This window comes from Bacillus sp. WC2507 (genome assembly GCF_052656125.1).
On sequence record NZ_JBQXPN010000001.1, the window covers coordinates 4032428 to 4054290 of the forward strand.

Sequence of the window (21863 nt, forward strand, 5' to 3'; positions counted from 1 at the left end):
ACAAATCTATGAATATTTTTCTTTGTGGTTCAAATCAATTAACAGCATTAGATCAAGAAGAAATAAAAAAATTTTTAACTGACTATGCTCACAAACATAAAATTTACATATTATGTTATAAATCTATCGAAAATGAGATTCTTCGTTTTTTCATCGAAAACGAAAGACTCGCTCAAAATTTATGCCTTTACACGCTACAGCCGTTACAAACATTAACAGATGAATTTCAAGAGGTCGTTGATTACTTAAAAAAACACGGAGCCGAGTATGTCGCTTTTGATCATCCTTCCGACTCCATTTACCGATCAGATTATATGTTTTTTGTAAAACAAATAATTGAAGATACCGATTTAGTTCTCTGTTTTTATAATGGGGACAAGCATACATCTGTCATTCCCGTTGATGTTGCAAAAGATGCAGGAATTGATGCTGTTATTTATGATTTACCTGGTTTACATGAAAAACAGATGAAAAAAAACTTTGAACAAAAAATCCGTATGATGTAAAGGGGGAGGCACAATATCGTTATTGTGCCTATTATAAATATGATAATTGAACAAGATTATGATCATTTTATCGCGAGTTTTAAACAGCAATTCAATATGGATATCGCTTCGTATAAACAAGATAGAATGCGTCGTAGAATCGATGCTTTTATTTCGAGAAAAGGCTTTGAGAACTACACTAGTTTTTTAAGCAATTTACGTACCGATCAAAATTTATTTTTAAGTTTTATCGACTATATTACAATTAACGTTTCAGAGTTTTTCAGAAATAAAGAACGTTGGCAAACGTTAGAAACGAAAGCACTACCAAAATTACTTGGACAAAATAACGGGAAATTAAAAGTATGGAGTGCCGCTTGCGCTGCTGGTGAAGAACCATATACACTCTCTTTAATTTTATCGAAGCATCTAGCTCCATTTCGCTTTGAAATACAAGCAACAGACCTTGATTTTCACATTTTAGAAACCGCAAAACGCGGTCAATATACAGAACGTTCTTTAAAAGAATTACCTATCGATTTGAAAGAGCGTCATTTCACAAAAGAGAATGATATATATTCATTACATCAAAATATTAAACAAAACGTGACGTTCAAGCAACACGACCTGTTAATGCAGTCGTTCGATACAAATTACGATTTAATCATTTGTCGCAACGTAATGATATACTTTACTGAAGAAGCAAGGGTAAAACTTTATGAAAAGTTTAGTCGTGCTTTACGAAAAGGCGGCGTACTATTTGTTGGTAGTACTGAACAAATTTTAACACCTGAACGTTATAATCTTCAGAGATTTGATACATTCTTCTACGAAAAAATATAAAAGAGGTCGTCACAATGTAAAGTGACGACCTTTTTATATAACTCGAATTAAAATAATAGCAACAATCCATACAAAGAGAAAAAGAAATGTCATAGACCATTTATGTTCTTGCATCGTTTGTTTCAGGGCCTGTGATAATTGTGTCATATTCATTTCTGCGAGCGCTCTCCATACACTTACGTCCCGCTCTTTAGCAGTGCGATCTGTAACGCTAATTAAAATAGTTTCGTTAGACAATTTCGTTATGTAAGCAGTAATAACCGTTACCATTAAATTCATATTTCCTTCTGAAGAATCACTTTCCACTCTAGAAATGAGTGCACTTACATCTAATAACGGAATATGTACCTTTCTACCAAATGATAGTTGTACTTCTGCGAAATCATACGTTCCATCTAACAAAGGAAGCTCTTTTATATGCGCCTGTTTAACAAGCCCTTGTAAACTTCTCATTACTTGTTCAAATACTTTTTCTGTTTGCTTTCCTTCTCCAGATAACGTATGTAACTTTTTAAAGAGTTGTAATACTGTATCCATCTCTTTAGAAAGCATTTCCTTCATAACCTTTCCATCACCTAAACTTGCAAGTAAAATCCCTATTTCATTATTTTTCGAAATAATCTTAGACTGTCCAGTAAACACTAGATTGCTATGCTTTCGTTCTTTCTGGATTTCATGTTCCGAAATAGCTGCAGGCTGTTTTAATGGTTGTAGCGTCTTATCTTCAATTGTCGTACGTTTAATTTCCATTTAAGCGCCTCCACTACTATGAAATAATTAGCCCCATTCTTTATTACTCTTTAAAACTAAAAATAGTACGAATAAACCTGACATGATAGCAAATACATTAGAAGCTTGTATTCCCTGTTCACTTTTTGCTTCTTTCTTCTCTTCTGGCTCTTCTTTTTTTTCTTTCTTTTTAGAAACAACTTGATTGTTATTTTTATTATTTTGAGCCTTCGCTTTATTTACTTCCTTGTTGTCTGTGAGAGGCTCTTTTATAACATAATTAATTTTTTCTTTCTCTTTCAATGGTTCTTTTATAAGATCGTTTACTTGCTCTTCTTTTTTCGGAATTTGAACAACTGGCGGTTTTTCTTCTGGAATCGGGATTTCTACTTTCGAGTCTTCCTGCTTCTCAGTTTCTTTCTTATCTTCTAATTTATTTTCATTCTCTCGTTCTTCTATCTTTTTATCATCTTCTGTTTTTTGCTCCAAAACAGAAACGATATACTCACTTTCCTCAACGAGTTTATTGCCGGCCGCATCCACTATCTCTACAAGTAATTCGTATAAGCCAATTGGCAACGCATCCGTTATTTCAAATACTTTTTGCCAATCCATATCGCGCTTATTGTAATCTAATAAAAATGTAGTCTCTTTATTTTCTTTCCCCTTTAATGTCACGCGGACCTCTTTCACAACCGATTCTTTGTCTGCTGCCTTCACTCGCACACGTATAGAATCGCCTTGTTTCCGTTCAATTAAGTTCTCTGTTGCTTCATCAATAGTAACCTTCTGCAACTTCGGTAACTCTTTATCTATAGTTGGCATTTCATTATTTATATGGATGAGCGGGACTTTCACTTCATTTTCAGTGAGTTCTTCTTTCTCATTTTCTTTATAGCTTTGAATGAGCTGCAGATTCCAATCACCTTGCAAATCAAAAGTTTCGACCTTGTAGTTAGCAATCCATCGCTTCGTTTCCTCTTCATACTTAAACGATAGCATTCTTTCTTGTTCATACTGATCGCCGTTTTTGGGCAAGCGCAAAATACCTTTTATACTTTGAACATTTTGCTCTTTCGGCTCTACAATAACCCGCACTTCTTCGCCAACTTTTAATTCCGACTTATTTACTGTAATAATCCCTTGATCCGTCTCTATCTTTTTTTCGACCTCTTGTTCATTTGCTACTTCTTGTTGTTGCTCTTTACCTTGATTCACTTCCACTTGCTCTGGCCGCTCTTGCACTTCTTTGTTTTCTTCTTGCATATTCACTTCATTTATTTTTTGAGCTGGCTCAATTTGTTCTTCCGCCTGACTTTGCAGAGGGACGAACAGACACATATGTATGAATAACCAGCTCATTAGAAAAAACTTTACGTTTTTCATCTACTAACTCAAACTCCTATTTCAACGACTTATAGCGATTTCGTCACTTTTACTCCGAAAAATCCATCTACATTTACAAGTTCACCATACGCCACTAATACATCATTTACATAAATACGAATCGGTTCATCAATATCCTCATCTAGCACAACTGCTTCATTCTCTTGTAAACTTAAAATATCTTGAATTGTTTTCACTGTGCTTCCAAATACAAATTTAACATTCATTTCTACATTTTGTAAGATGGATGTGTCCATATATACTGGTTCCATTTGTTTTACTTCTTTAAATTCAATAGGTTGTACAACAGGTTCTACAATTTTTTCTTCTTCAATTTCTTCCGTAACAATCTCTTCTTCCTCTTCCACCATTGGATATAGAAGTCTTCTTACCATTTCTTTCGCTTCTGAAATCGGTAAAATTTGATACATTTTCGATTGAAGCAGGTCGCCAATTTCAAGGTTGAACGTAATTTGAACGAGTTCGTCCACTTTCATTGACTCTCCCAAATATTCCATTTCTTCTTTTAAGGTTACAAATTTAACATTTGGCGGTGTCATGTCCATTTTTTCTTGAAACATTTCTGACATCGCCGTTGCAGCATGCCCCATCATTTGGTTCATGATTTCTTTAATACCGCTCAGTTCTAATTCACTAAGCTCTTTCTCTGGATCAACTTCCCCTGTTCCCATCATCATTAAATCTACCATTGTTAAAGCGACATCTTTTGTAAATACGAATACATTCTCATTCTTTAGTCCTTCAACAAAATCAACATTTAAAATAACAAACGGGACTGGTACTCCGTCATAATGACGAACATTGATTGATTCTACATTGGGCGTACTAATTGTAACTGGCTGATTTAAAAGTGTTGACAATACTGTAGAAGCGGAACCAATTGAAATATTTGCAATTTCACCAAGGACATCTTTCTCTTCTTGTGTTAAATGCTCTTTTTCAACTTGTTCTTCTACAATCTCCGTTTCCACTACTTCCGCTGGCTCGTCTTTTTCTTCTACTCCACCAGATAATTGCATTAATTTATTTACCATTCGTTTCGCATGTTCAACTGAAACAATTTGCACAAGTTTAGAGTTTACAAGATTATCTATCTTTAAATCAAACGATACTTTAACAATCGTTTGATTCCCATCAATCTCAGAAATTTTCTCCATTTCTTCTGATAACTTTACAACTTTAATTGTCGGCGGAGACATATCTACTGTATCTTGAAAGAATTCTGACATAGATGTAGCTGCGAACCCCATCATTTGATTCATCGCTTCTTGTACAGCACTTAGCTCTAATTCACCAAGTTCTTTTCCGTCTTCCACTTCACCTGTTCCCATCATCATTAAATCAGCAATGGATAATGCAACATCTTGCTTAAGGACAAGAAGGTTTTCCATATCTAATCCTTTTGTAAAATGAATGTTTAATACAACGTGTGGAACTTCGACGTCGCTTGAATCATATAAATCCACCAATTCTATGCGAGGAGCAGTAATGCTTACTTGCCTATTTAAGATTGTTGATAATACAGTCGAAGCTGAACCAAATGATATATTTGCAATTTCGCCAAGAATATCGCATTCTTGAGGCGTTAAATGCTCATTTTCTTTTTCTAGCACAATTGTGCTCGTATCCCCTTTTGTGTGTTGCTCAGGCATTTTCTCTGCCTCCTCATTTCTGTTTTTCTATCAAACGATATAAACTCTTATTTTATTTTAACAAACTTATTATATAAAACGTTAATATGTATTTATTCCCACTTTTAGATTCGTAACGATTAACCAAAAAGCTCCCCAATTGTATACAAGTGGGGAGCTTTCCTTCATTCCTATTATAAACCTTCTGGGTTTAAAATGAGGACCACTCGTCCATCACCGAGAATTGTCGCACCAGAGAAATAATTAGAACTCTCTGCAAAGAAGTCACCTAATGACTTTAGGACTATTTCTCTTTGACCGATAATTGTGTTTACAATAAGTCCATAGCTGCGATGTGTATTACGAACAATTAACACAGGAACCATTTGACCATCATATGACGCAAACGCCTCATCTACTGTTTTTTCACCAAATACAGTACTTAAATGCTTCACTTCAATAATTTGATTACGGTAATTTAACACATCTTTTCCTTGTAAGGATTGGATGTCTTCTCTCTTAATCCGAATTGCTTCAACAATATTACCAAGAGGGAAAGCATAACGTTTATCATTCGTTTGAACAAGCATAGATTGAATAATGGATAACGTTAATGGCAGTTCAATTCTAAATGTACTACCTTTTCCTTCTTCAGAATCAATAATTAAATGTCCACCTAAACTATGGATCGTATGTTTTACTACATCTAACCCAACGCCACGACCAGAAAGGTCGGATACAACTTCAGCTGTACTAAATCCTGGTTGGAAAATCAAATCAAATACTTCACGATCCGTTAATTTATTTGCCTCAGATTCTGTTACAACACCATTTTTAATCGCTTTTTCTAATACTTTTCCTTTATGAATTCCATTTCCATCATCCGTAATTTGAATAACGACATGATTTCCACTATGAAACGCTTCTAATTTAATCGTACCTGTCTCATTTTTCCCTGCATCACGACGTTGTTCAACAGTTTCAACACCGTGATCAATTGCATTACGAATTAAATGGACGAGTGGATCACCGATTTCATCAATAACAATTTTATCAACTTCGGTGTCTTCACCTGTAATTTGTAAATCGATTTTCTTCCCTAAATCTTTCGCTAACATACGTACCATACGCGGGAAACGATTGAAGACCGTTTCAATTGGTACCATACGCATGTTTAGTAGTACATTTTGAATATCTTTTGAAATATCGCCTAATCGATTTAAATGCTCAATTAACTCCTTATTTTGAATCCTTTGTGCCAATTCATCAATGCGCCCACGTTCAATTACACTTTCTTCAAACATATTCATTAATCTTTCGATTTTTTCTAATTGAACACGTATGGAACGATTTTCCACTTTACCACTTTTTGTCTTCCCATTACTTTTAGCTGGTGTAGCACTAGCAGGTTGCTTCGATATTTCTTTAGTTGATTCCACCTGCGTAGCCACTTGTATAACTTCTTGTGTAGCCAATTCTTCTGAAACTACTTCTTTTGATGTATGTCCTTGCTTCACTTCTACTTTCTCAATTTCAGAAACATGAAGCACTACTTGTTTTAATTCTTCTTCACTTTGATCAGTATCCATAAATACTGTGAACTCAAAACCGAAAGCATCTGCCTCAATTTCTTCAATACTTGGAACTGTTTTTTGTACATTCCCTACATTTTGCAGTGCCTCAATACACATGATTGCACGTACCGCTTTTAAAATAGCTTGTTGCTCGACAGTTATATGCACTTCATGTGAAACTGCATCATCATCATCATCATTATTTATAGGTTCTTGCTCAATATATCCAGCAGGATTTTCTACATTGCCCTTCAATAATGCTTCTAATTTCTGCTTAGTTGTAACTACATCAATATTGCCCATTCCGCCTTGTTGCACATCTGCAACCATCTTCTCTAGATTATCAATGCACTCAAAAATCACATCAATAATCTCCGCATTTACAACTATATTCCCATGACGAATTTCATCTAAAACGTTTTCCATTTTATGCGTTAAATCCGCCATTTCCGTAAATTCCATACTCGCTGACATACCTTTGAATGTATGGGCTGAGCGGAATATTTCTCCCACAACATCCATATCGGCAGGATTTTGTTCTAAAGTTAGCACATTTTCATTTAGTGATTGTAAATGTTCTTCTGATTCCTCAAAAAATATATTTAATAGATCTGTTTGCATTTTAATCCCCTACCTGTCTAACAAACATTTCATTTATGTATAACAATTTAGTGTTTTAAAACAAGAAAAAAGGGGGCCACACGCATATCCGCTATCAATGTTTAGATTCCTTGTGGCACCCCTTCTATATTAGCTGTTTGCTACTTTTGTTAAAGCTTCAATTACTCGATCCGCTTGGAATGGCTTTACAATAAAGTCTTTTGCTCCACCCTTAATTGCATCTAATACCATACCTTGTTGTCCCATTGCAGAACAAATAACAACTTTTGCACTTGAATCAATTTTAATAATTTCTTTTAATGCTTCAAGTCCGTCCATTTCTGGCATAGTAATATCTAATGTTACAATATCCGGTTGAAGTTCTTTAAACTTCTGAATTGCTTCTACTCCATTCTCTGCTTCACCAATAATTTCAAATTCAGAATTACTTTTTAATAAGTTTTTAATCATCGTTCGCATAAACATCGCATCATCTACAACTAAAATTTTATGTGCCATTCTTTTTAATTCTCTCCTTCTATGTATAAGTATATCTTAATATTTCATCTTTTCATTCTCACTCATTATACAAAATAAAATGATAAAATTTAATATTTTTTAAAAAGAATTTTCGTATTTTTATTATTTTATTATTAAAATGATAATATACTATTCTTTTATGTAAATGACAACGCGACGGTTTTTCTCCCAATTTTGCGGTGAATCATTTGGTACAACTGGCTTTGTGTCTGCATATCCTACCGCAGCTAGCCTTTTATCATCCACATTATACACTTCGATTAAGTGGTGAATCATATTTGCCGCTCTTGCTGAAGACAACTCCCAGTTAGAAGGGAATTTGTCATTATGAATAGGTCTACTATCTGTATGCCCTTCCACAACAATCGGATTTGGTACGGATTGGAAAAACCCAACTAATTGACTTATTATCTCTTTCGCTTCTGGTTTAACGTTCGCGTCACCCGTATCAAATATTAAATTATCTACTATAACGACGCTTACTCCCGTATCCTCTCGATATACATTCACTTGACTAATACCGTTATTATCTACATATGCTTTTAACTTTTTATATAATTCGTCCATTCTCTTTTTAGAGACCATTTTTTCATCATTTTTTTCATGTGAAATATCTGGTATTGTATTTTCCATTACTTTTGCATCTACTTGCTCCACATCACTAAACTTTTCAAGCATCTTCGACAATTTTACTGCATCCTGCTTTGATGTAGCAACTAGTAATACAAAGAAAGTTAATAATAACATCGTTAAATCTGTAAAAGTTGTCATCCAACGAGGCGATCCCCTTTGCGGTCGTTTTATCATCACCTTACCACTCCTTGAAATATTAGGCTGCTCGTTTTACTTTTTTTATCTTTGTTTCGTATACGTATGTATCCAGTTTTAACTTTAATTTAGAAGGAATTTGTCCACGATACAATTCTGAAATTGCTTCAATAACAAACTTCTTCTCTGTATATAAATCCTCAATACCACGATACACTTTTTCAGCAAGAGGGATTGCAATCATATTTGCAAGTACTGATCCATACAATGTCGTTAACATCGCAACTGCCATCCCTGTACCAATTTGCGATGTATCTTGCAAGTTTTGAAGCATAATGATAAGACCGATTAAAGTCCCTATCATGCCCCAAGCTGGAGCGAAATCGCCAATTTTATCTAATAACGCTGCTCCTTTTCTTAACTCATATACTTCTGTTTCAATATCTTTCATTAATACTTCTTTTAATTCATCTTCATCGTAACCACTTAACATTAATCGAATTCCTTTTTGAATAAAAGGATTGTCTACTTGCTCTCCATCAACTTCTAAAGAAAGCAGGCCATGTTTTTTAGACTTTTTCGAAAAATCAACAAACAAATCCGTTAACTGTTCTAAATCTGCTTCTCTTCTATGTAAAACAGTAAAAATACTTTTCGTATATTTTTTTATTTCTCCAAATCGATATGCCACAACAATTGTCGCTGTGGTTCCCCCTATGACAATTAAAATAGATGAAACATCTAAAAAGTTTTTAAAAGCTTTTATTCCACCGCCACCAATCATAATTGCCGCTATCACTATAGCAAAACCCACTATAATGCCAACTGGGCTAGAAATGTCAAACTTCCTTTTTCTTCTTTGTGGTCTAGCTAATCCTTGATTTTCGTCTCCCATATTCCTGCCCTTCCCTTTTCATTTTTATAAAACATTTTTTTATTTTAATAATGCGTTTTCACATATAATATGTATTATACGCTTATCATCTATTTATCGCAATATACTCATAGAATTGACACATTTTATTTCCATATTAGAATTACAGTATAGAAATATGAGGAGGATCACGATGGAACATAACATTTTACAAGTCATTGCACTAGCAGAAAAACTAAAATATGAAATGCGGCATAGCTGGCTTTCTAACGGACGTCAAGAAAGCGTTGCTGAACATACGTGGCGCATGTCTCTAATGGCCATTTTAGTTGAGCCTTATTTGGATCAAAAAGTCAATGTTGAAAAATTACTTAAAATGGTTATTATTCACGACCTAGTCGAGGCAGAAGCTGGTGATATTCCTGCTTTTGATACAATGAATAGTCATGAATTACAATTACAAAAACAAATAAATGAGCAAGAAGCAATTTTAAATATTAAACGCACATTAAAAGGTTCTCTCGGTGAGGAATTATATGATTTATGGATGGAGTTTGAAGCGAAAGAAACGTACGAAGCAAAAGTTGCTAACGCACTTGATAAACTTGAGGTGAAAATTCAGCATAACGAAGCTGATATTGATACGTGGCTACCAATTGAGCATAAAATGACATTCCAAGTAGCAAAGCATACAAACTTTGATTCTTTCCTATCTAAATTACAAAAACTCATCGAGCAAGATGGAGAAAAGAAATTACTAGCTGCCGGCATTGACGTTGAAGCTTGCAAAAGATAATGAAATAAGACACTCAATATGAGTGTCTTATTTCATTATTGTTGATACAGCCTGCTTGTAAATAAGTTGTTGTTTTCCATCAACTAACATTAAAACAGTAAATTTATCTATCGCAACAATTTCTCCTACTATTCTAACGCCACTCTTTAAAAAAATTGTAACAATACCTTTTTCTTCTTTTATTTGTTTATACAGCTCTTCTTGTAAATGTTCCAAATACTGTTCTCTCCTTCTTTTATAAAATATCTTAATATAAAAAACTACAAATTATTTATTTATGTACTTTATCTTTTACATTCATAAACTTATTAATTAGTATATCTAAATCTCGGCTAAATAACAAAACTTTATCATGATCCAATCCGTGTCTAGCCACAAGTTGAATGAGCTCTTTCTTTTTGTTTTCTATTTTATTTTGTAATTGTCCCATCTCCATCTCTTTACTAAAACTCCCTTTTCCCATAATATTACTTGTAAAATTATAGTACAAATCCTCTCATAAAAAAATATAAAAATGGTTTTTTTTACAATTTTATATTTTTTTATGAACAAATCGCAAAACATATAACGATTCATTCATACATCCCTAGCTCAATATACACTTAAAATGACCACACAGGCGTTTGTCTAATTACAAAAGAGACTGGCTCCTTTTCCACACAAAAAACATACTGTATACAGTAGTCCATGAATTATATAGATTAACTTACTCAAAGGAGGAAAACATATGAGCTATGGTGGAAGTTGCGCTGGTTTCGGCGGTGGATTTGCTTTGCTTATCGTACTATTCATCCTTCTAATCATCATCGGATGTAGCTGTTGGGGTGGCGGCGGATACGGATACTAATATATCCTATCCTTAACAAACGAACGAAAAACTATACGAAACAGCTCATATTTGAGCTGTTTTTTCATACTTTCGTATGAAGTGATATCCCTCTTTTTTGTGATTCCAACTAATAAAAAACCGTTTACTATGAAATCAGAAACATTTTTATTAAGGAGGATTACAATGATTAAAGGTCTTTACGAAGCACATTTACCTGTCCGTAACTTAGAAGTGTCTATACCTTTTTACGAATCGCTAGGGCTAAAATTATATAAAAGAGGAGATGATATTGCTTTCTTTTGGATTAAAGAAAATGAAAGTTGGCTCGGTCTTTGGGAAGGCACAGAATACAAAGTGAATTATCACCCCTCTTTACGACACATCGCCTTTCAAGTAAGCTTACATGATTTAGAAAATGCGATACACTGGCTAAACCAAAAAGGAATTTCAGCACGAAAAGACTTCGGAATGGAACCAATTGAACCAATTGTTTTTCCTGAATTAGCACATGCCGCCGTATACTTTAACGATCCTGATGGAAATAGTTTAGAATTGATTGCACCATTACCTGTTGGACTTCCTATAGAAGAGAAAATGTATATAAGCGAATGGAAAAAACAAATTCAAGCACCATCATTACATAAGGATTAATCTTTTATGTCAGTTTCTTATAGCACACTTCTGAAAACAAATAATAACTTCAATAAATTATTTTATGGGCAAACATTAAGTGTACTTGGAGATTGGTTTCATACGGTAGCTTTAGTAACATTCGTCTATAGTATTACGGAGTCTCCATTTATGATAGCACTCACTTTTATAAGTAAAGGTTTGCCCCAGCTTCTTCTTAGCCCTTTCATAGGCGGCGTTGTAGATCGTTTTTCTAAAAAGAAGATTCTGATTTTTACCGATGTTTTACGAGGCATGATCGTCCTCACTTACTTATTTGCACTATATAAAATTGAGATTATTTTCATTTCTAATATATGTTTATCCGTACTTTCTTGTTTATTTGAGCCGGCTAAACAAGCAACCTTAAAAAATATCGTACACCAAAATCATTTCGTAACTGCTAACTCTCTTTCTAGTACAATGAATGGTTTTATGTCTATTATGGGGGCTTCTTTAGGCGGGATCATTGCACAATCTTTACATATTGAGTTCGCTTTTTTAGTAAATAGCCTGTCATACTTTATTTCAGCCTATTTTATTTATAATATGAATGTCCCTTCTGATGATACTTTTAGCAAGAAAAAAGCATTTTTTACTGATATAAAAGATGGCTATACATACATATTACAAACAAAAATCATTTTAACTTTAATTCTTGTCGGCATTTCATGGGGCATTATTGGAGGCGCCTATCAGCTACTTTTAACGATCTATGCCGAAAAAATTTTCCACACTAACATTGGGATTTTATATACAGTTCAAGGGGCTGGGCTTATGATGGGAAGCCTTCTCGTTAATCTTTATATATCTAAAAATAAAGAAAAAATGAAAAAGGTATTCGGTTGGGCCTATTTCCTACAAGGAATTTTCTTTCTTGCATTCATTTTATCCGATCAACTTATTAGCGGTATCATTACATTACTATGCATGCGCATAGCAGGAGGAATCATCGTTCCACTTGATACGACATTACTTCAAACTTACACGAAGGAAACTATGATGGGTAAAGTTTTTTCATTCCATTATTCCATTTACGGATCTCTTATTCAATTATCCATGTTTTTTACGGGATGGCTTTTAGAAATTCTTTCTCCGCAAATTATTGGTAGCCTATTAGCTATATGCTGTATTTTTGTTAGTTTTATATGGCTGTTCTTGTTTTATCGCGGGAAACTAAGTGAAGAATCTACTATCACTTAATAGCATGTTTATGTACATGCTATTTTTATTTATGTCGAAATATAAAGGAAAAAGGCGATTTATTTTCCTTGCGTTCTAATTTTTTAGAATGTACAATAAATTTAGATTATAAGAAAGGAGATATCATAATGTTTGAAGATAGACTTACTATTTCAGCTGAGCAGCAGAAGCTCATTTCTAATGCAACTCGTATTCAAATTCTTCACCTTTTAAAAGACGAAGCACTCACTGCAAAGCAAGTAGCTACTAAACTAAACAAATCTGCTGGTAGCGTACATTATCACGTTCAAATTTTATATGATGGAGGGTTACTTGAATTAGTAGACACGAAGGAAAAAAGAGGAATTATTGAAAAATATTATAAAGCAAAAGCTGCTCATTTCTATATTGAAGAAAGCGGCACAGAAGGAACGAATACAGGTAGTCATATTGTTTCTCATTTATTTTTAACTCCGGAGGAATTACAACAGCTTACTTGGGAGATTACACAAGTTTTATTACGCTGGGAAAACAAAACCGCTCGTCAATCAACCTCTGAAGAGGAATACGCTATTTCCTGCAGGATTAAAAAACAATGAAAGAAAGGGCCATTTGTTCATGAAAAATAAATTATTATTATTGTCGGGAACAGGAATTTCTCGTTTAGGTGATTTTATGTATCTCATCGCTCTAAACTTAATGGTATTAAATAGCACAAACTCACCTGCTGCTGTAGCAGGATTATGGATTGTTGGCCCAATTGCCACCGTTGTTACAAAAATATGGTCTGGTAGTATAGTAGATCGATTAAACAAACGGTCCATTATGCTCATCACAGATATAATTCGAGCAGCTCTCATCGGCTGTATTCCACTATTTGATTCTATTTGGGCCATTTATATTTTTATCTTTTTGACTCGCATTGCTACATCATTTTTCGATCCAGCTTCATTTTCTTATAAAACAATGCTCATACGAGCTGAAGAACGCGCTCAATTCAACGCTTGGAATAACTTTTGTACAAGCGGGGCTTTTATTGTCGGTCCAGCTCTTGCTGGAATACTTCTCACCACGTACTCTGCATCCTTTGTTATTTACTGCAACTCACTTTCATTTCTACTTTCTACTATTCTCATTTATTTCTTACCAAACATTACATTACAAACAAAGCAAAACGAAGAGGTTGCAAATACTTTCGTACAAACATTACGAAGTGATTTGAAACAAGTTTTTTCATTTGCTCGAACTGAAACTTACATTATTCTCATATTCGTTTTATTTCAAGCGACTATGCTTGTTTCTATGGCACTCGATTCACAAGAAGTTGTTTTCACAAATCAAGTACTGTTTTTATCCGATATAGAATACAGTATGCTTGTGAGTATAACTGGAGCTGCTTACGTTTCCGGTTCATTTCTTGTCTCTCTCTTTGCCAAACGATTACCAATTCAACATTGTATCGGGTTAGGGATGATTTTCACAGCAATAGGCTATGTAATTTTCGCCTTTTCAAATTCATTTATAGTCGCAGCAGGCGGTTTCATTTTACTTGGCATTTCTTCATCATTTGCTGGTACTGGCTTTATCACATTTTATCAAAATAACATCCCTGTACATATGATAGGACGTATCGATAGCGTGTTTGATTCCATAAAAAATTTCATTCAAATTTTTTTCGTTTTGGCAATTGGGGCATCTGCACAATTTCTTTCCGTTCAAATTACTGTAATAAGTAGCTCATTACTCATTCTTTTCCTTTCCTGTTTATTAGCAATCCGGGTAATGACGCCTTCACGAGAAAAATATTTTAAAGCTACAGGTTCATCACTAGAATATTAACTGCAAGATAAAAAGCGGCTATTTTGCCGCTTTTTTCCCGTATTAAAGAGCAGTAAGATCCCCGCGAAAGCAAAGAAGCTAGGCAAGGGCGGGCTGCCAGTAAAGGTCCGCTTGATGTGGTTTAATAATCAGTGGGGATGCCCTCCCACTGATTAAAGTTTCACCTTATGTTAAAATATGTATTAGATTTAATTATGTAGGAGGGCTTTTTTGAATACTATATTCATTTTCATATGTATTATATTAGTAGCTTCTATTTTACAAACAAGCACAGGTTTTGGCTTTTCTATTATGGCAACACCTTTCTTACTCATGGTATTTCTACCACAAGAAGCTATACAAATAAATATCATTTTATCGTTAATTATTTCTATATCACTCATTTGGAAAATAAGAATGGACATTGATTGTATTCTACTGAAAAGATTAATTTTCGGAAGTATACTTGGTGTTCCTTTTGGTATTTTCATTTTCATTAACATCAACACTTTTAAATTAGCAATCAGTATCCTACTCTTACTATTAACGTTGATGTTAATATGCAACTTTAAGATTACATCAACAAAATCTAGAGATTTCTTAGTGGGCGGATTATCCGGTCTTTTAACGACAAGTATCGGTATGCCAGGACCACCCCTGTTACTTTACTTTACAGGAACTGATACGAAAAAAGAGAAGTTGAGAGCAACTACTTTAGCTTTTTATCTATTTATATATTTCATTAGTCTACTAACTCAAATACTCTTTACTGGCACAAACAAAACAATTTGGCAATCAAGTTTTTATGCTATTCCAATCGTATTTTTAGGTTTGTTTATAGGTCAAATTATTTTCAAATGGCTTAATCAACGGATTTTCAAAATCTTTACATATATCCTTTTGAGTTGCACGGGTATGTATCTTCTTATTGAAAGTTTGCATTTATTATAAGTAAGTTTTTCAAAATACAAGATGCTTTAGATTTTGTAATAACATATAAATTCAAACGAATTTATTACTATATTTTTCAGTGCGGTGGAAGATTGCACATCAAAAATAAAAAACATATTTTAGAGATACAAAATCATAAATAAAATACCTAAGTTCAGAAAGTGATATCCACATTCTGAACTTAGGTATTAACAATTTAATTATTCACTTATACTAACGTTTCATCACAAAGCTCTGTTACATTTTTAAAGTATTGCAAGTTCTCCTTCACTTCAGTGTCATTAAATAAATTGAGCTGCTTCATTATTTCAGTAGCAAATTCAACGTACGCAGACCCTACAGCTGTTATTATTTTTCCATCAACAGTTACATCTTTATTTTGTTTATATTCCCATTCATGTAAATGCGCTAATTGTTTTTCATCTGATGTTAATGATGTCGAGAATTTCTTCTTATTAAGTACGCCTGCTGCATGTAGTAAAGATGTTCCTGCACAAATACCCGCTATCCATTTATTCTGCTTATGTAATTCGTTCACGATAGATAACAATTGTTCATTTTCTAAATGGTCAAAAATATGCCCTCCTGGCACAATAAACACTTCATAGTCTGCTACTTCAACCTGCTCGATAGAGACATGTGGTTGACACAAAAAACCACCTTCTCCTGTCACTGTTTTTCCGTCTACAGTTGCTGTTATTATTTCGAATTCCTTACTTATCAAAAATAAACTCGCTATATTCACTTCAAATTCTGCAAACCCATCAAATAAAAAGATTAAAGCTTTTTTCATATTATCCCCTCCCCCTATACTTATTCGAAGACAATCACTTTTCTCCTCCAAAAAAGGCAAACCTGCATGCAGGTCTGCCTTTTTACTCATTTCTTATTAAATCCTTTTTCACTTAAAAACTCTTTCATATGCATTCTTTTTTCTTTAGACATAAACGAACTCATTGATTCCGTCCATGTTATGCTTTTCTTGTTTGCTGATCTTTCTTTGTAATACGAGTTCATCGTTTCATCGTATTCATTTAATAATTCATCATATTTCTTTTCATCATATCCATTTTCATGAAGGATTGCTGCTACTGGTAAACGTGGTTTCACTCCATGATCTTCATCTGGTACACCGACTGTCATTCCAAACACAGGATATACTTTATCCGGTAAATGAAGCAATTCACTCACTTCCCTCGGGTTATTACGAATGCCACCAATATAACAAATACCGTACCCTAACGATTCTGCTGCTAACGCTAAGTTTTGCGCAAATAGTGAAGCGTCTACCGTTGCTACGATAAAGTCTTCTACTCCTTCATGCTTTATCTCTGTACCATGTTTTTCACATGCCATTTCAAGTCGTTTTAAATCTGCACAACAAACAAAGAATGCTGCGCAGTCTTTCACGTGACGATTTCCAGATAACTCTGCTAGTTCAGCCTTTAGGTCTGGATCTGTTACATATATAACAGAATAGGCTTGTACAAAATGCGAGGAAGCCGCATGCTGTGCAGCTTGCACCATTCTTTCTACTACATCTTTCGGAATGGATTCTTCTTTATATTTACGAACTGAAACGTGTTGCTCCATTTTATGTATGATCTCATTCATGAAAATCACTCCTTTTTCTCTTCATAATGAAAAATTAACATATCTTTTTCAATATTCACAACTTATAAGCACAAAAAGAGCAATTCTTTTTGAATTGCTCTTTTTTAAATCATCTATTAGTACGGTAAATGAAATTATATTGACGATTCGACAAGGAATATCGACTTCACTGACAAATACCGACATATTTACAGCAAATTATTTCTTGTCTTATTACGCCGTTTTCAAAACTTTAATACCTTTTACGATATTCCAAATGAAGTAATAAATCCCTACAAGAATGAATACAGCATATGTGATCATCATGCCAATTCCAGCACCATCAGATTGATTGAAGCTTAAACCATATATGCCTGATAATGCTAATCCACCAAATAAGATTGCATATGGGAAAATATGTGACCAAAATGCTTTTTTCGCGTGGTATTTCACTTCATCCTCCGCAACGAAGTACACGATAATTGGCAGTAAAAATGGTGCAAAAAAGATACTAAAGTAACATAGTGAAGATAATATATTATTTCCTTTCATCCGATTCACCTCTAAATAATTTTTGTTATCTTCATTATGTCAGGAATCCATTCTAGAAACTATCGCTTTACCTTTCATGAACATGACATATTTGTAAGATTTCCCTCCAAAAAAATCCCGTCTGGACTTCCAAACGGGATTTTTTCTCTATATTCGATTCATAAACCAATATTGCGTAATGGCTAAATACTCTCGTATATTTGATGGAATGACAATTCGCTTCGGTGTTTTCGCCGGAAGACCTTCTAATTGTAAACCTTGTTTGGCTGCTATTTTTTTCGCTCTAAACATATGGAAATCGTTTGTTACGATCATTCCTTTTTTCATATTGTCCGGAATTAAAGGTTTTGAGAATTTAATATTTTCATCTGTACTCGTTGACTTATCTTCCATTACTATGCGATTTTCTGCAATTTTTAGTTTCATTAATCCATTTTTCATTGCTAATGCTTCTGAAATATCTTCTCCTTTTCCTTTCCCTCCAGACACAATAGCAATTGTTCTCTCATGTGATTTTAAATACTCAGCTGCTTTATCAATACGATATTGCAAGGAATACGATGGTTCCGTCCCATTTACTTTCGATCCTAATACAATTATATACTCAGCATCATAGGCCGCATTCATTTGCCCATGCTTATAAATGTTATATTGTAAAAATCCCACATAAACAGCGCAAACCATTATAAATCCTATAATATATTTAATTATTTTCTTCTTTCTCATATCCATATACTCCTATGTTTTTGGTTTCTTTCATCATAATATCCATTTATTTGTTTGTATACAGACAAATTCCAATTCACCCTAATTTATCCTCTAGAAAGTAATATTTATTTTCCTTTCGGGAACAGTAAGTACAACTTTGCACGAAGGAGTGTCTCTATTGCTTCTCTTTTTATGTAACGTATCGTTCTTTTTTATCTTATTTTTACTATCACTTAAGATGCTCGGTAAATCAGCTTTAGCACAACTAACTCCTCATGATTTTGGTGCTATTATCTTTTTATCTTATTTAGCTTTTCAAGCCATACCAGTCTCTGGTGCTTTACAAGCTTTTCTTGGTATGGTCGTTATTACATGTTTGCATTTAATCCTTACAAAATTAAGCCTATTCAACAAACTAAATCGTTTTATTCTCGGGCACCCTATCATTTTAATTAAACATGGTGACATTATTTTTGAGAACTTACAAAAAAGTAGATATCCCATCGCTGAATTACTTTCTAACCTTCGCGTCGCAGGATACCCAAGTGTTCATGAAATTGAATACGCTATTTTAGAAGCCAATGGAGCCATTAGTATTTTACCAAAACGTGAACTTGTACCATTAACCCCAAAAGATTTGAACATAGATGTTACGTATGCCGGATTACCAATTGCCCTTATCGTTGATTCACAAATTCAATACGATAACTTAAAGCTAATTCATAAGGACGAAAAGTGGTTATATAAAGAATTAAAAGAAAAAGGCATCACAAATATTAAAAACGTTGCCTTTGCGTCTGTTCAAGAAACAGATGGATCTTTTGCTATTAGTTTAAAAAAATAAAAAATCCCCTTACTTGTTCAAGGGGATTTCTTCATTATATTACTTCTTTCTCTCCTGCCATGTTTAATGGAACAGGATGTTTCATACGATTCATCGTAAATACGATAATCGCTGTCAACACTTCCGCTACTGGCATAACGAGCCAAATTCCGTTTATCCCAAATAACTTTGGCATAATCCATAACAATGGAATTATAAATAGTAACCCTCGGCTCATTATAATAAGCACTGATTTCTTTGTTTGTCGCACTGATTGGAAATACTCTCCATACACAATGTTATAGCCTAAAAATACGTATTGGATAAAGAACAAACTAATACCTGTTAATGTTAACTCCAATAATTCTGGAGATTGGACATCAAATAGACCAATAATATATTTCCCGAAGAATAATCCGACAATTATTGCAACGCCTCCGAGTACAACTGCAATTTTCACAGCAAACTGTAAACCTTCACGCAATCTTTCTGCTAAATTTGCACCGTAATGGAAACTAGCAATTGGTTGCAATGCAGCACCTACACCGAAGAATAATAGTAATGTCATCGCGTGAATACTATTTACCATTGCATAGGAAGCAACTCCTACTTCTCCTGCATATTGGACGAATGCGATATTAAAACCAATCGTTACGATTGCGACCGTACTTTCTGTTGTAAAGCTTGGGAAACCTATTATCATAATTTGTTTAATCGTATCCCATTCAAAATGGAATTTCGCCCACTTTAAAATACTACTTTTTCTAAAGAAGTGAGTTAATAATACGAGGAAGCCAATTGCTGCTGAAAGAATCGTCGCTGAAGCAGCACCTGTTACGCCCCATCCAAAGATGAAAATAAAGATATAGTCAAACACTATATTTAATACAGCAGTTACAACTAGACCTGCCATTGCTAAATTAGGATTTCCATCATTTCGTATAAATGTACTTAAAATATTTTCTAAAACGTATATCATTCCAAATGTTAATAACACATGTAAATAGTCTAACGCATACGGTAAAATCACTTCATTTGCACCGAATAAGTATGCTAAATCTTCTATTCTCCATAAACAAATCGCTGCTAAAATACCTACGATAATGACTGCTACCGTCATAGATTGAGTAAAAATAGACCTTGCTCTTTCTAATTTATTTTCACCTAGTGCAATGGAATATAGCGTTGCCCCGCCCATTCCGATCCACAATGAAATCGAGAAGAAAATTGAAAACGCTGGAATAGCGACGTTTACTCCTGCTAAACCGTTCGCTCCAACTCCTCTACTAATCATAACCGCGTCAATCACAATATTAACTGACATTAATACCATTCCAAGAACGGCTGGTATTAAATAAGAAATAAATAAACTTTTAATTGGTTTTTCTCTTAATTTTTCTGTTACTTCCATACTAGTATGCTCCTTTTTTCAACGCTCTGTTCACAGTTTAAACCTTCAAGTAACTTGAAGGTCAAGAGAGAATTAAAAAATAGGTAACTGAATTATACTAATGAATGTGAATTTGTAATCATTTCAAAGGTTTTCACCTTATTTTTTCACTACAGGAATTTGAATTTCCGTTACTTGCTCCTCCGGATTTTCTGTTACAGACCAATCAATTAATGCAATCTCAATCGCATCTCCGTCTACTTCATATCCCTCTTGATCAATGTATTCCATTAACTTCTTATATGTTTCATCAGTTTCTTCATATGGTCCATGGTGATATACACAGGCAAATATACCTTCTTTAATTTCATCTGCACTATGTACTTGAAAAGGCATGTAATCCAAAAGAATAAAAACACTGCTATATGCTTGAAACTCATTTTGCATGAGTCCTTTTTTCGCAACAGTTACACCAATATCTCCAGAAAATAAACTATCATCCATTTGCCTCATATTTTTTTGCAACGAATGGATGTAGTACTCAAACATATCATCCGTCGTATTCGGGGCAACCGCAATTGCTGTAATTTTTCGCTGCGGGATCTCTTTAATTACCATTTGTTCAGCTTTTGCTTTTGTTGCTTCCTTAATTAAATGAATTCTATGCTCCATTTTCGCCAAAGCATACTCAATTTCTCTTTGTTTTTTCAACATCATTTCTTGTTGTTTTTCTAGTAAATTGAGTGCGTATGCTGGATTTCTTTCATCAATATATTTCTTAATTTCCTTTAATGGAATATTTAATTGGCGTAAAAACTTAATCGTATCTAATAGTGAAAATTGATCGATTGTGTAATAGCGATAATTTGTTTGTGGGTCCACAATGGACGGATGAAAAATTCCCTTTTCATCATAATAACGTAAAGTAGATTCCGCTATATTATGCATTTTTGCCATTTCTCCAATTGTAAAACGTTTATCTAATAACATATTTCTTTCTCCAATTCATAAAAATGTAGCCCTATTTCTTCTTATTATATAGTGATTCCCTCCATATCTAAATCGAATCCTATCATGAAAATCTGCTATTTTTTCATTGAT

The 21863-nt window shown here is 33.8% G+C and carries 25 protein-coding genes; 10 read left to right on the forward strand and 15 right to left on the reverse strand.

The window, feature by feature from the left end; genetic code table 11:
• The first annotated feature begins 8 nt into the window (after positions 1 to 8).
• On the forward strand, positions 9 to 506 hold the full coding sequence (locus ACUN28_RS21235; protein WP_016134064.1) for a hypothetical protein: 498 nt from the start codon (positions 9 to 11) through the stop codon (positions 504 to 506).
• 39 nt (positions 507 to 545) lie between these two features.
• Complete coding sequence (gene cheR, locus ACUN28_RS21240; RefSeq protein WP_116349059.1) at positions 546 to 1328, forward strand: protein-glutamate O-methyltransferase CheR; 783 nt, start codon at positions 546 to 548, stop codon at positions 1326 to 1328.
• 33 nt (positions 1329 to 1361) lie between these two features.
• Here the strand turns inward: cheR and ACUN28_RS21245 are convergent, their stop codons facing one another.
• From ACUN28_RS21245 to ACUN28_RS21275, 7 genes are all read right to left on the reverse strand, one after another.
• Positions 1362 to 2078: a hypothetical protein gene (locus ACUN28_RS21245; RefSeq protein ID WP_016134062.1), complete on the reverse strand. Its 717-nt coding sequence runs from the start codon at positions 2076 to 2078 to the stop codon at positions 1362 to 1364.
• 27 nt (positions 2079 to 2105) lie between these two features.
• Complete coding sequence (locus ACUN28_RS21250) at positions 2106 to 3443, reverse strand: transglycosylase (RefSeq protein WP_098485783.1); 1338 nt, start codon at positions 3441 to 3443, stop codon at positions 2106 to 2108.
• Between the two features lie 29 nt (positions 3444 to 3472).
• Positions 3473 to 5116: a flagellar motor switch protein gene (locus tag ACUN28_RS21255; RefSeq protein WP_016088543.1), complete on the reverse strand. Its 1644-nt coding sequence runs from the start codon at positions 5114 to 5116 to the stop codon at positions 3473 to 3475.
• Between the two features lie 173 nt (positions 5117 to 5289).
• Positions 5290 to 7290: a chemotaxis protein CheA gene (locus ACUN28_RS21260; RefSeq protein WP_098560717.1), complete on the reverse strand. Its 2001-nt coding sequence runs from the start codon at positions 7288 to 7290 to the stop codon at positions 5290 to 5292.
• Positions 7291 to 7419: 129 nt separating this feature from the next.
• The gene (locus ACUN28_RS21265) at positions 7420 to 7788 is read right to left on the reverse strand and encodes a response regulator (RefSeq protein ID WP_000940570.1); all 369 of its coding nucleotides are present in this window, start codon (positions 7786 to 7788) and stop codon (positions 7420 to 7422) included.
• A 150-nt stretch (positions 7789 to 7938) separates the two neighbouring features.
• A complete protein-coding gene (locus ACUN28_RS21270; protein ID WP_060630271.1) occupies positions 7939 to 8616 on the reverse strand; it encodes an OmpA family protein in 678 nt (225 codons plus the stop codon).
• A 22-nt stretch (positions 8617 to 8638) separates the two neighbouring features.
• Positions 8639 to 9472 carry a flagellar motor protein MotP gene (locus ACUN28_RS21275; RefSeq protein ID WP_016088546.1) on the reverse strand — a complete coding sequence of 278 codons (834 nt, stop codon included), beginning with the start codon at positions 9470 to 9472 and terminating at the stop codon, positions 8639 to 8641.
• Between the two features lie 172 nt (positions 9473 to 9644).
• Here ACUN28_RS21275 and ACUN28_RS21280 point away from each other — a divergent pair, with 172 nt between their 5' ends.
• Positions 9645 to 10247 (forward strand): HD domain-containing protein, encoded by a 603-nt coding sequence (locus ACUN28_RS21280; RefSeq protein WP_098505915.1) that lies wholly within the window; start codon positions 9645 to 9647, stop codon positions 10245 to 10247.
• Positions 10248 to 10274: 27 nt separating this feature from the next.
• Here the strand turns inward: ACUN28_RS21280 and hfq are convergent, their stop codons facing one another.
• Positions 10275 to 10463 carry an RNA chaperone Hfq gene (hfq, locus tag ACUN28_RS21285; RefSeq protein WP_000400658.1) on the reverse strand — a complete coding sequence of 63 codons (189 nt, stop codon included), beginning with the start codon at positions 10461 to 10463 and terminating at the stop codon, positions 10275 to 10277.
• Positions 10464 to 10518: 55 nt separating this feature from the next.
• Entirely contained in the window at positions 10519 to 10737 is a 219-nt protein-coding gene (locus ACUN28_RS21290; protein ID WP_060630268.1) for an aspartyl-phosphate phosphatase Spo0E family protein, read from the reverse strand.
• Positions 10738 to 10974: 237 nt separating this feature from the next.
• Here ACUN28_RS21290 and ACUN28_RS21295 point away from each other — a divergent pair, with 237 nt between their 5' ends.
• The 6 genes from ACUN28_RS21295 (at position 10975) to ACUN28_RS21320 (ending at position 15696) form a co-directional block, all read left to right on the forward strand.
• Positions 10975 to 11094 (forward strand): YjcZ family sporulation protein, encoded by a 120-nt coding sequence (locus ACUN28_RS21295; protein ID WP_000120179.1) that lies wholly within the window; start codon positions 10975 to 10977, stop codon positions 11092 to 11094.
• 165 nt (positions 11095 to 11259) lie between these two features.
• Entirely contained in the window at positions 11260 to 11727 is a 468-nt protein-coding gene (locus ACUN28_RS21300) for a VOC family protein (protein WP_098485787.1), read from the forward strand.
• Between the two features lie 6 nt (positions 11728 to 11733).
• Complete coding sequence (locus ACUN28_RS21305) at positions 11734 to 12948, forward strand: MFS transporter (protein ID WP_098485788.1); 1215 nt, start codon at positions 11734 to 11736, stop codon at positions 12946 to 12948.
• 128 nt (positions 12949 to 13076) lie between these two features.
• Entirely contained in the window at positions 13077 to 13526 is a 450-nt protein-coding gene (locus tag ACUN28_RS21310; RefSeq protein WP_098485789.1) for an ArsR/SmtB family transcription factor, read from the forward strand.
• Between the two features lie 19 nt (positions 13527 to 13545).
• The gene (locus ACUN28_RS21315; protein ID WP_098485790.1) at positions 13546 to 14766 is read left to right on the forward strand and encodes an MFS transporter; all 1221 of its coding nucleotides are present in this window, start codon (positions 13546 to 13548) and stop codon (positions 14764 to 14766) included.
• A gap of 210 nt (positions 14767 to 14976) precedes the next feature.
• Complete coding sequence (locus ACUN28_RS21320) at positions 14977 to 15696, forward strand: sulfite exporter TauE/SafE family protein (RefSeq protein ID WP_098505914.1); 720 nt, start codon at positions 14977 to 14979, stop codon at positions 15694 to 15696.
• A gap of 208 nt (positions 15697 to 15904) precedes the next feature.
• Here ACUN28_RS21320 and ACUN28_RS21325 read toward each other — a convergent pair whose 3' ends face one another.
• From ACUN28_RS21325 to ACUN28_RS21340, 4 genes are all read right to left on the reverse strand, one after another.
• Positions 15905 to 16489, reverse strand: a complete 585-nt coding sequence (locus ACUN28_RS21325) for a type 1 glutamine amidotransferase family protein (RefSeq protein WP_098485792.1) — start codon at positions 16487 to 16489, stop codon at positions 15905 to 15907.
• Between the two features lie 86 nt (positions 16490 to 16575).
• On the reverse strand, positions 16576 to 17310 hold the full coding sequence (nfsA, locus tag ACUN28_RS21330; protein ID WP_016134048.1) for an oxygen-insensitive NADPH nitroreductase: 735 nt from the start codon (positions 17308 to 17310) through the stop codon (positions 16576 to 16578).
• A gap of 213 nt (positions 17311 to 17523) precedes the next feature.
• Positions 17524 to 17841, reverse strand: coding sequence for a DUF4870 domain-containing protein (locus ACUN28_RS21335; RefSeq protein ID WP_016134047.1), 318 nt, complete (start codon positions 17839 to 17841; stop codon positions 17524 to 17526).
• A 147-nt stretch (positions 17842 to 17988) separates the two neighbouring features.
• The gene (locus tag ACUN28_RS21340) at positions 17989 to 18567 is read right to left on the reverse strand and encodes a YdcF family protein (protein WP_016134046.1); all 579 of its coding nucleotides are present in this window, start codon (positions 18565 to 18567) and stop codon (positions 17989 to 17991) included.
• A 160-nt stretch (positions 18568 to 18727) separates the two neighbouring features.
• Between ACUN28_RS21340 and ACUN28_RS21345 the strand changes: the two genes are divergently transcribed.
• Positions 18728 to 19393, forward strand: coding sequence for a DUF421 domain-containing protein (locus ACUN28_RS21345; protein ID WP_016088556.1), 666 nt, complete (start codon positions 18728 to 18730; stop codon positions 19391 to 19393).
• 34 nt (positions 19394 to 19427) lie between these two features.
• On the opposite strand, the gene ACUN28_RS21350 is transcribed toward ACUN28_RS21345, so the two are convergent.
• Both ACUN28_RS21350 and ACUN28_RS21355 read right to left on the reverse strand, forming a co-directional pair.
• Positions 19428 to 20783, reverse strand: coding sequence for an MATE family efflux transporter (locus tag ACUN28_RS21350; protein WP_098505912.1), 1356 nt, complete (start codon positions 20781 to 20783; stop codon positions 19428 to 19430).
• A gap of 138 nt (positions 20784 to 20921) precedes the next feature.
• Entirely contained in the window at positions 20922 to 21752 is an 831-nt protein-coding gene (locus tag ACUN28_RS21355) for a MerR family transcriptional regulator (RefSeq protein WP_016134044.1), read from the reverse strand.
• Between the last annotated feature and the right edge of the window lie 111 nt (positions 21753 to 21863).

What these genes read in the sequence shown, in the direction of transcription:
- ACUN28_RS21235 (WP_016134064.1), top strand. Translation starts at nt 9, where the DNA reads ATGAATATTTTTCTTTGTGGTTCAAATCAATTAACAGCATTAGATCAA.
- cheR (WP_116349059.1), top strand. Translation starts at nt 546, where the DNA reads ATGATAATTGAACAAGATTATGATCATTTTATCGCGAGTTTTAAACAG.
- ACUN28_RS21245 (WP_016134062.1), bottom strand. Translation starts at nt 2,078, where the DNA reads ATGGAAATTAAACGTACGACAATTGAAGATAAGACGCTACAACCATTA.
- ACUN28_RS21250 (WP_098485783.1), bottom strand. Translation starts at nt 3,443, where the DNA reads ATGAAAAACGTAAAGTTTTTTCTAATGAGCTGGTTATTCATACATATG.
- ACUN28_RS21255 (WP_016088543.1), bottom strand. Translation starts at nt 5,116, where the DNA reads ATGCCTGAGCAACACACAAAAGGGGATACGAGCACAATTGTGCTAGAA.
- ACUN28_RS21260 (WP_098560717.1), bottom strand. Translation starts at nt 7,290, where the DNA reads ATGCAAACAGATCTATTAAATATATTTTTTGAGGAATCAGAAGAACAT.
- ACUN28_RS21265 (WP_000940570.1), bottom strand. Translation starts at nt 7,788, where the DNA reads ATGGCACATAAAATTTTAGTTGTAGATGATGCGATGTTTATGCGAACG.
- ACUN28_RS21270 (WP_060630271.1), bottom strand. Translation starts at nt 8,616, where the DNA reads ATGATAAAACGACCGCAAAGGGGATCGCCTCGTTGGATGACAACTTTT.
- ACUN28_RS21275 (WP_016088546.1), bottom strand. Translation starts at nt 9,472, where the DNA reads ATGGGAGACGAAAATCAAGGATTAGCTAGACCACAAAGAAGAAAAAGG.
- ACUN28_RS21280 (WP_098505915.1), top strand. Translation starts at nt 9,645, where the DNA reads ATGGAACATAACATTTTACAAGTCATTGCACTAGCAGAAAAACTAAAA.
- ACUN28_RS21295 (WP_000120179.1), top strand. Translation starts at nt 10,975, where the DNA reads ATGAGCTATGGTGGAAGTTGCGCTGGTTTCGGCGGTGGATTTGCTTTG.
- ACUN28_RS21300 (WP_098485787.1), top strand. Translation starts at nt 11,260, where the DNA reads ATGATTAAAGGTCTTTACGAAGCACATTTACCTGTCCGTAACTTAGAA.
- ACUN28_RS21305 (WP_098485788.1), top strand. Translation starts at nt 11,734, where the DNA reads ATGTCAGTTTCTTATAGCACACTTCTGAAAACAAATAATAACTTCAAT.
- ACUN28_RS21310 (WP_098485789.1), top strand. Translation starts at nt 13,077, where the DNA reads ATGTTTGAAGATAGACTTACTATTTCAGCTGAGCAGCAGAAGCTCATT.
- ACUN28_RS21315 (WP_098485790.1), top strand. Translation starts at nt 13,546, where the DNA reads ATGAAAAATAAATTATTATTATTGTCGGGAACAGGAATTTCTCGTTTA.
- ACUN28_RS21325 (WP_098485792.1), bottom strand. Translation starts at nt 16,489, where the DNA reads ATGAAAAAAGCTTTAATCTTTTTATTTGATGGGTTTGCAGAATTTGAA.
- nfsA (WP_016134048.1), bottom strand. Translation starts at nt 17,310, where the DNA reads ATGAATGAGATCATACATAAAATGGAGCAACACGTTTCAGTTCGTAAA.
- ACUN28_RS21335 (WP_016134047.1), bottom strand. Translation starts at nt 17,841, where the DNA reads ATGAAAGGAAATAATATATTATCTTCACTATGTTACTTTAGTATCTTT.
- ACUN28_RS21340 (WP_016134046.1), bottom strand. Translation starts at nt 18,567, where the DNA reads ATGAGAAAGAAGAAAATAATTAAATATATTATAGGATTTATAATGGTT.
- ACUN28_RS21350 (WP_098505912.1), bottom strand. Translation starts at nt 20,783, where the DNA reads ATGGAAGTAACAGAAAAATTAAGAGAAAAACCAATTAAAAGTTTATTT.
- ACUN28_RS21355 (WP_016134044.1), bottom strand. Translation starts at nt 21,752, where the DNA reads ATGTTATTAGATAAACGTTTTACAATTGGAGAAATGGCAAAAATGCAT.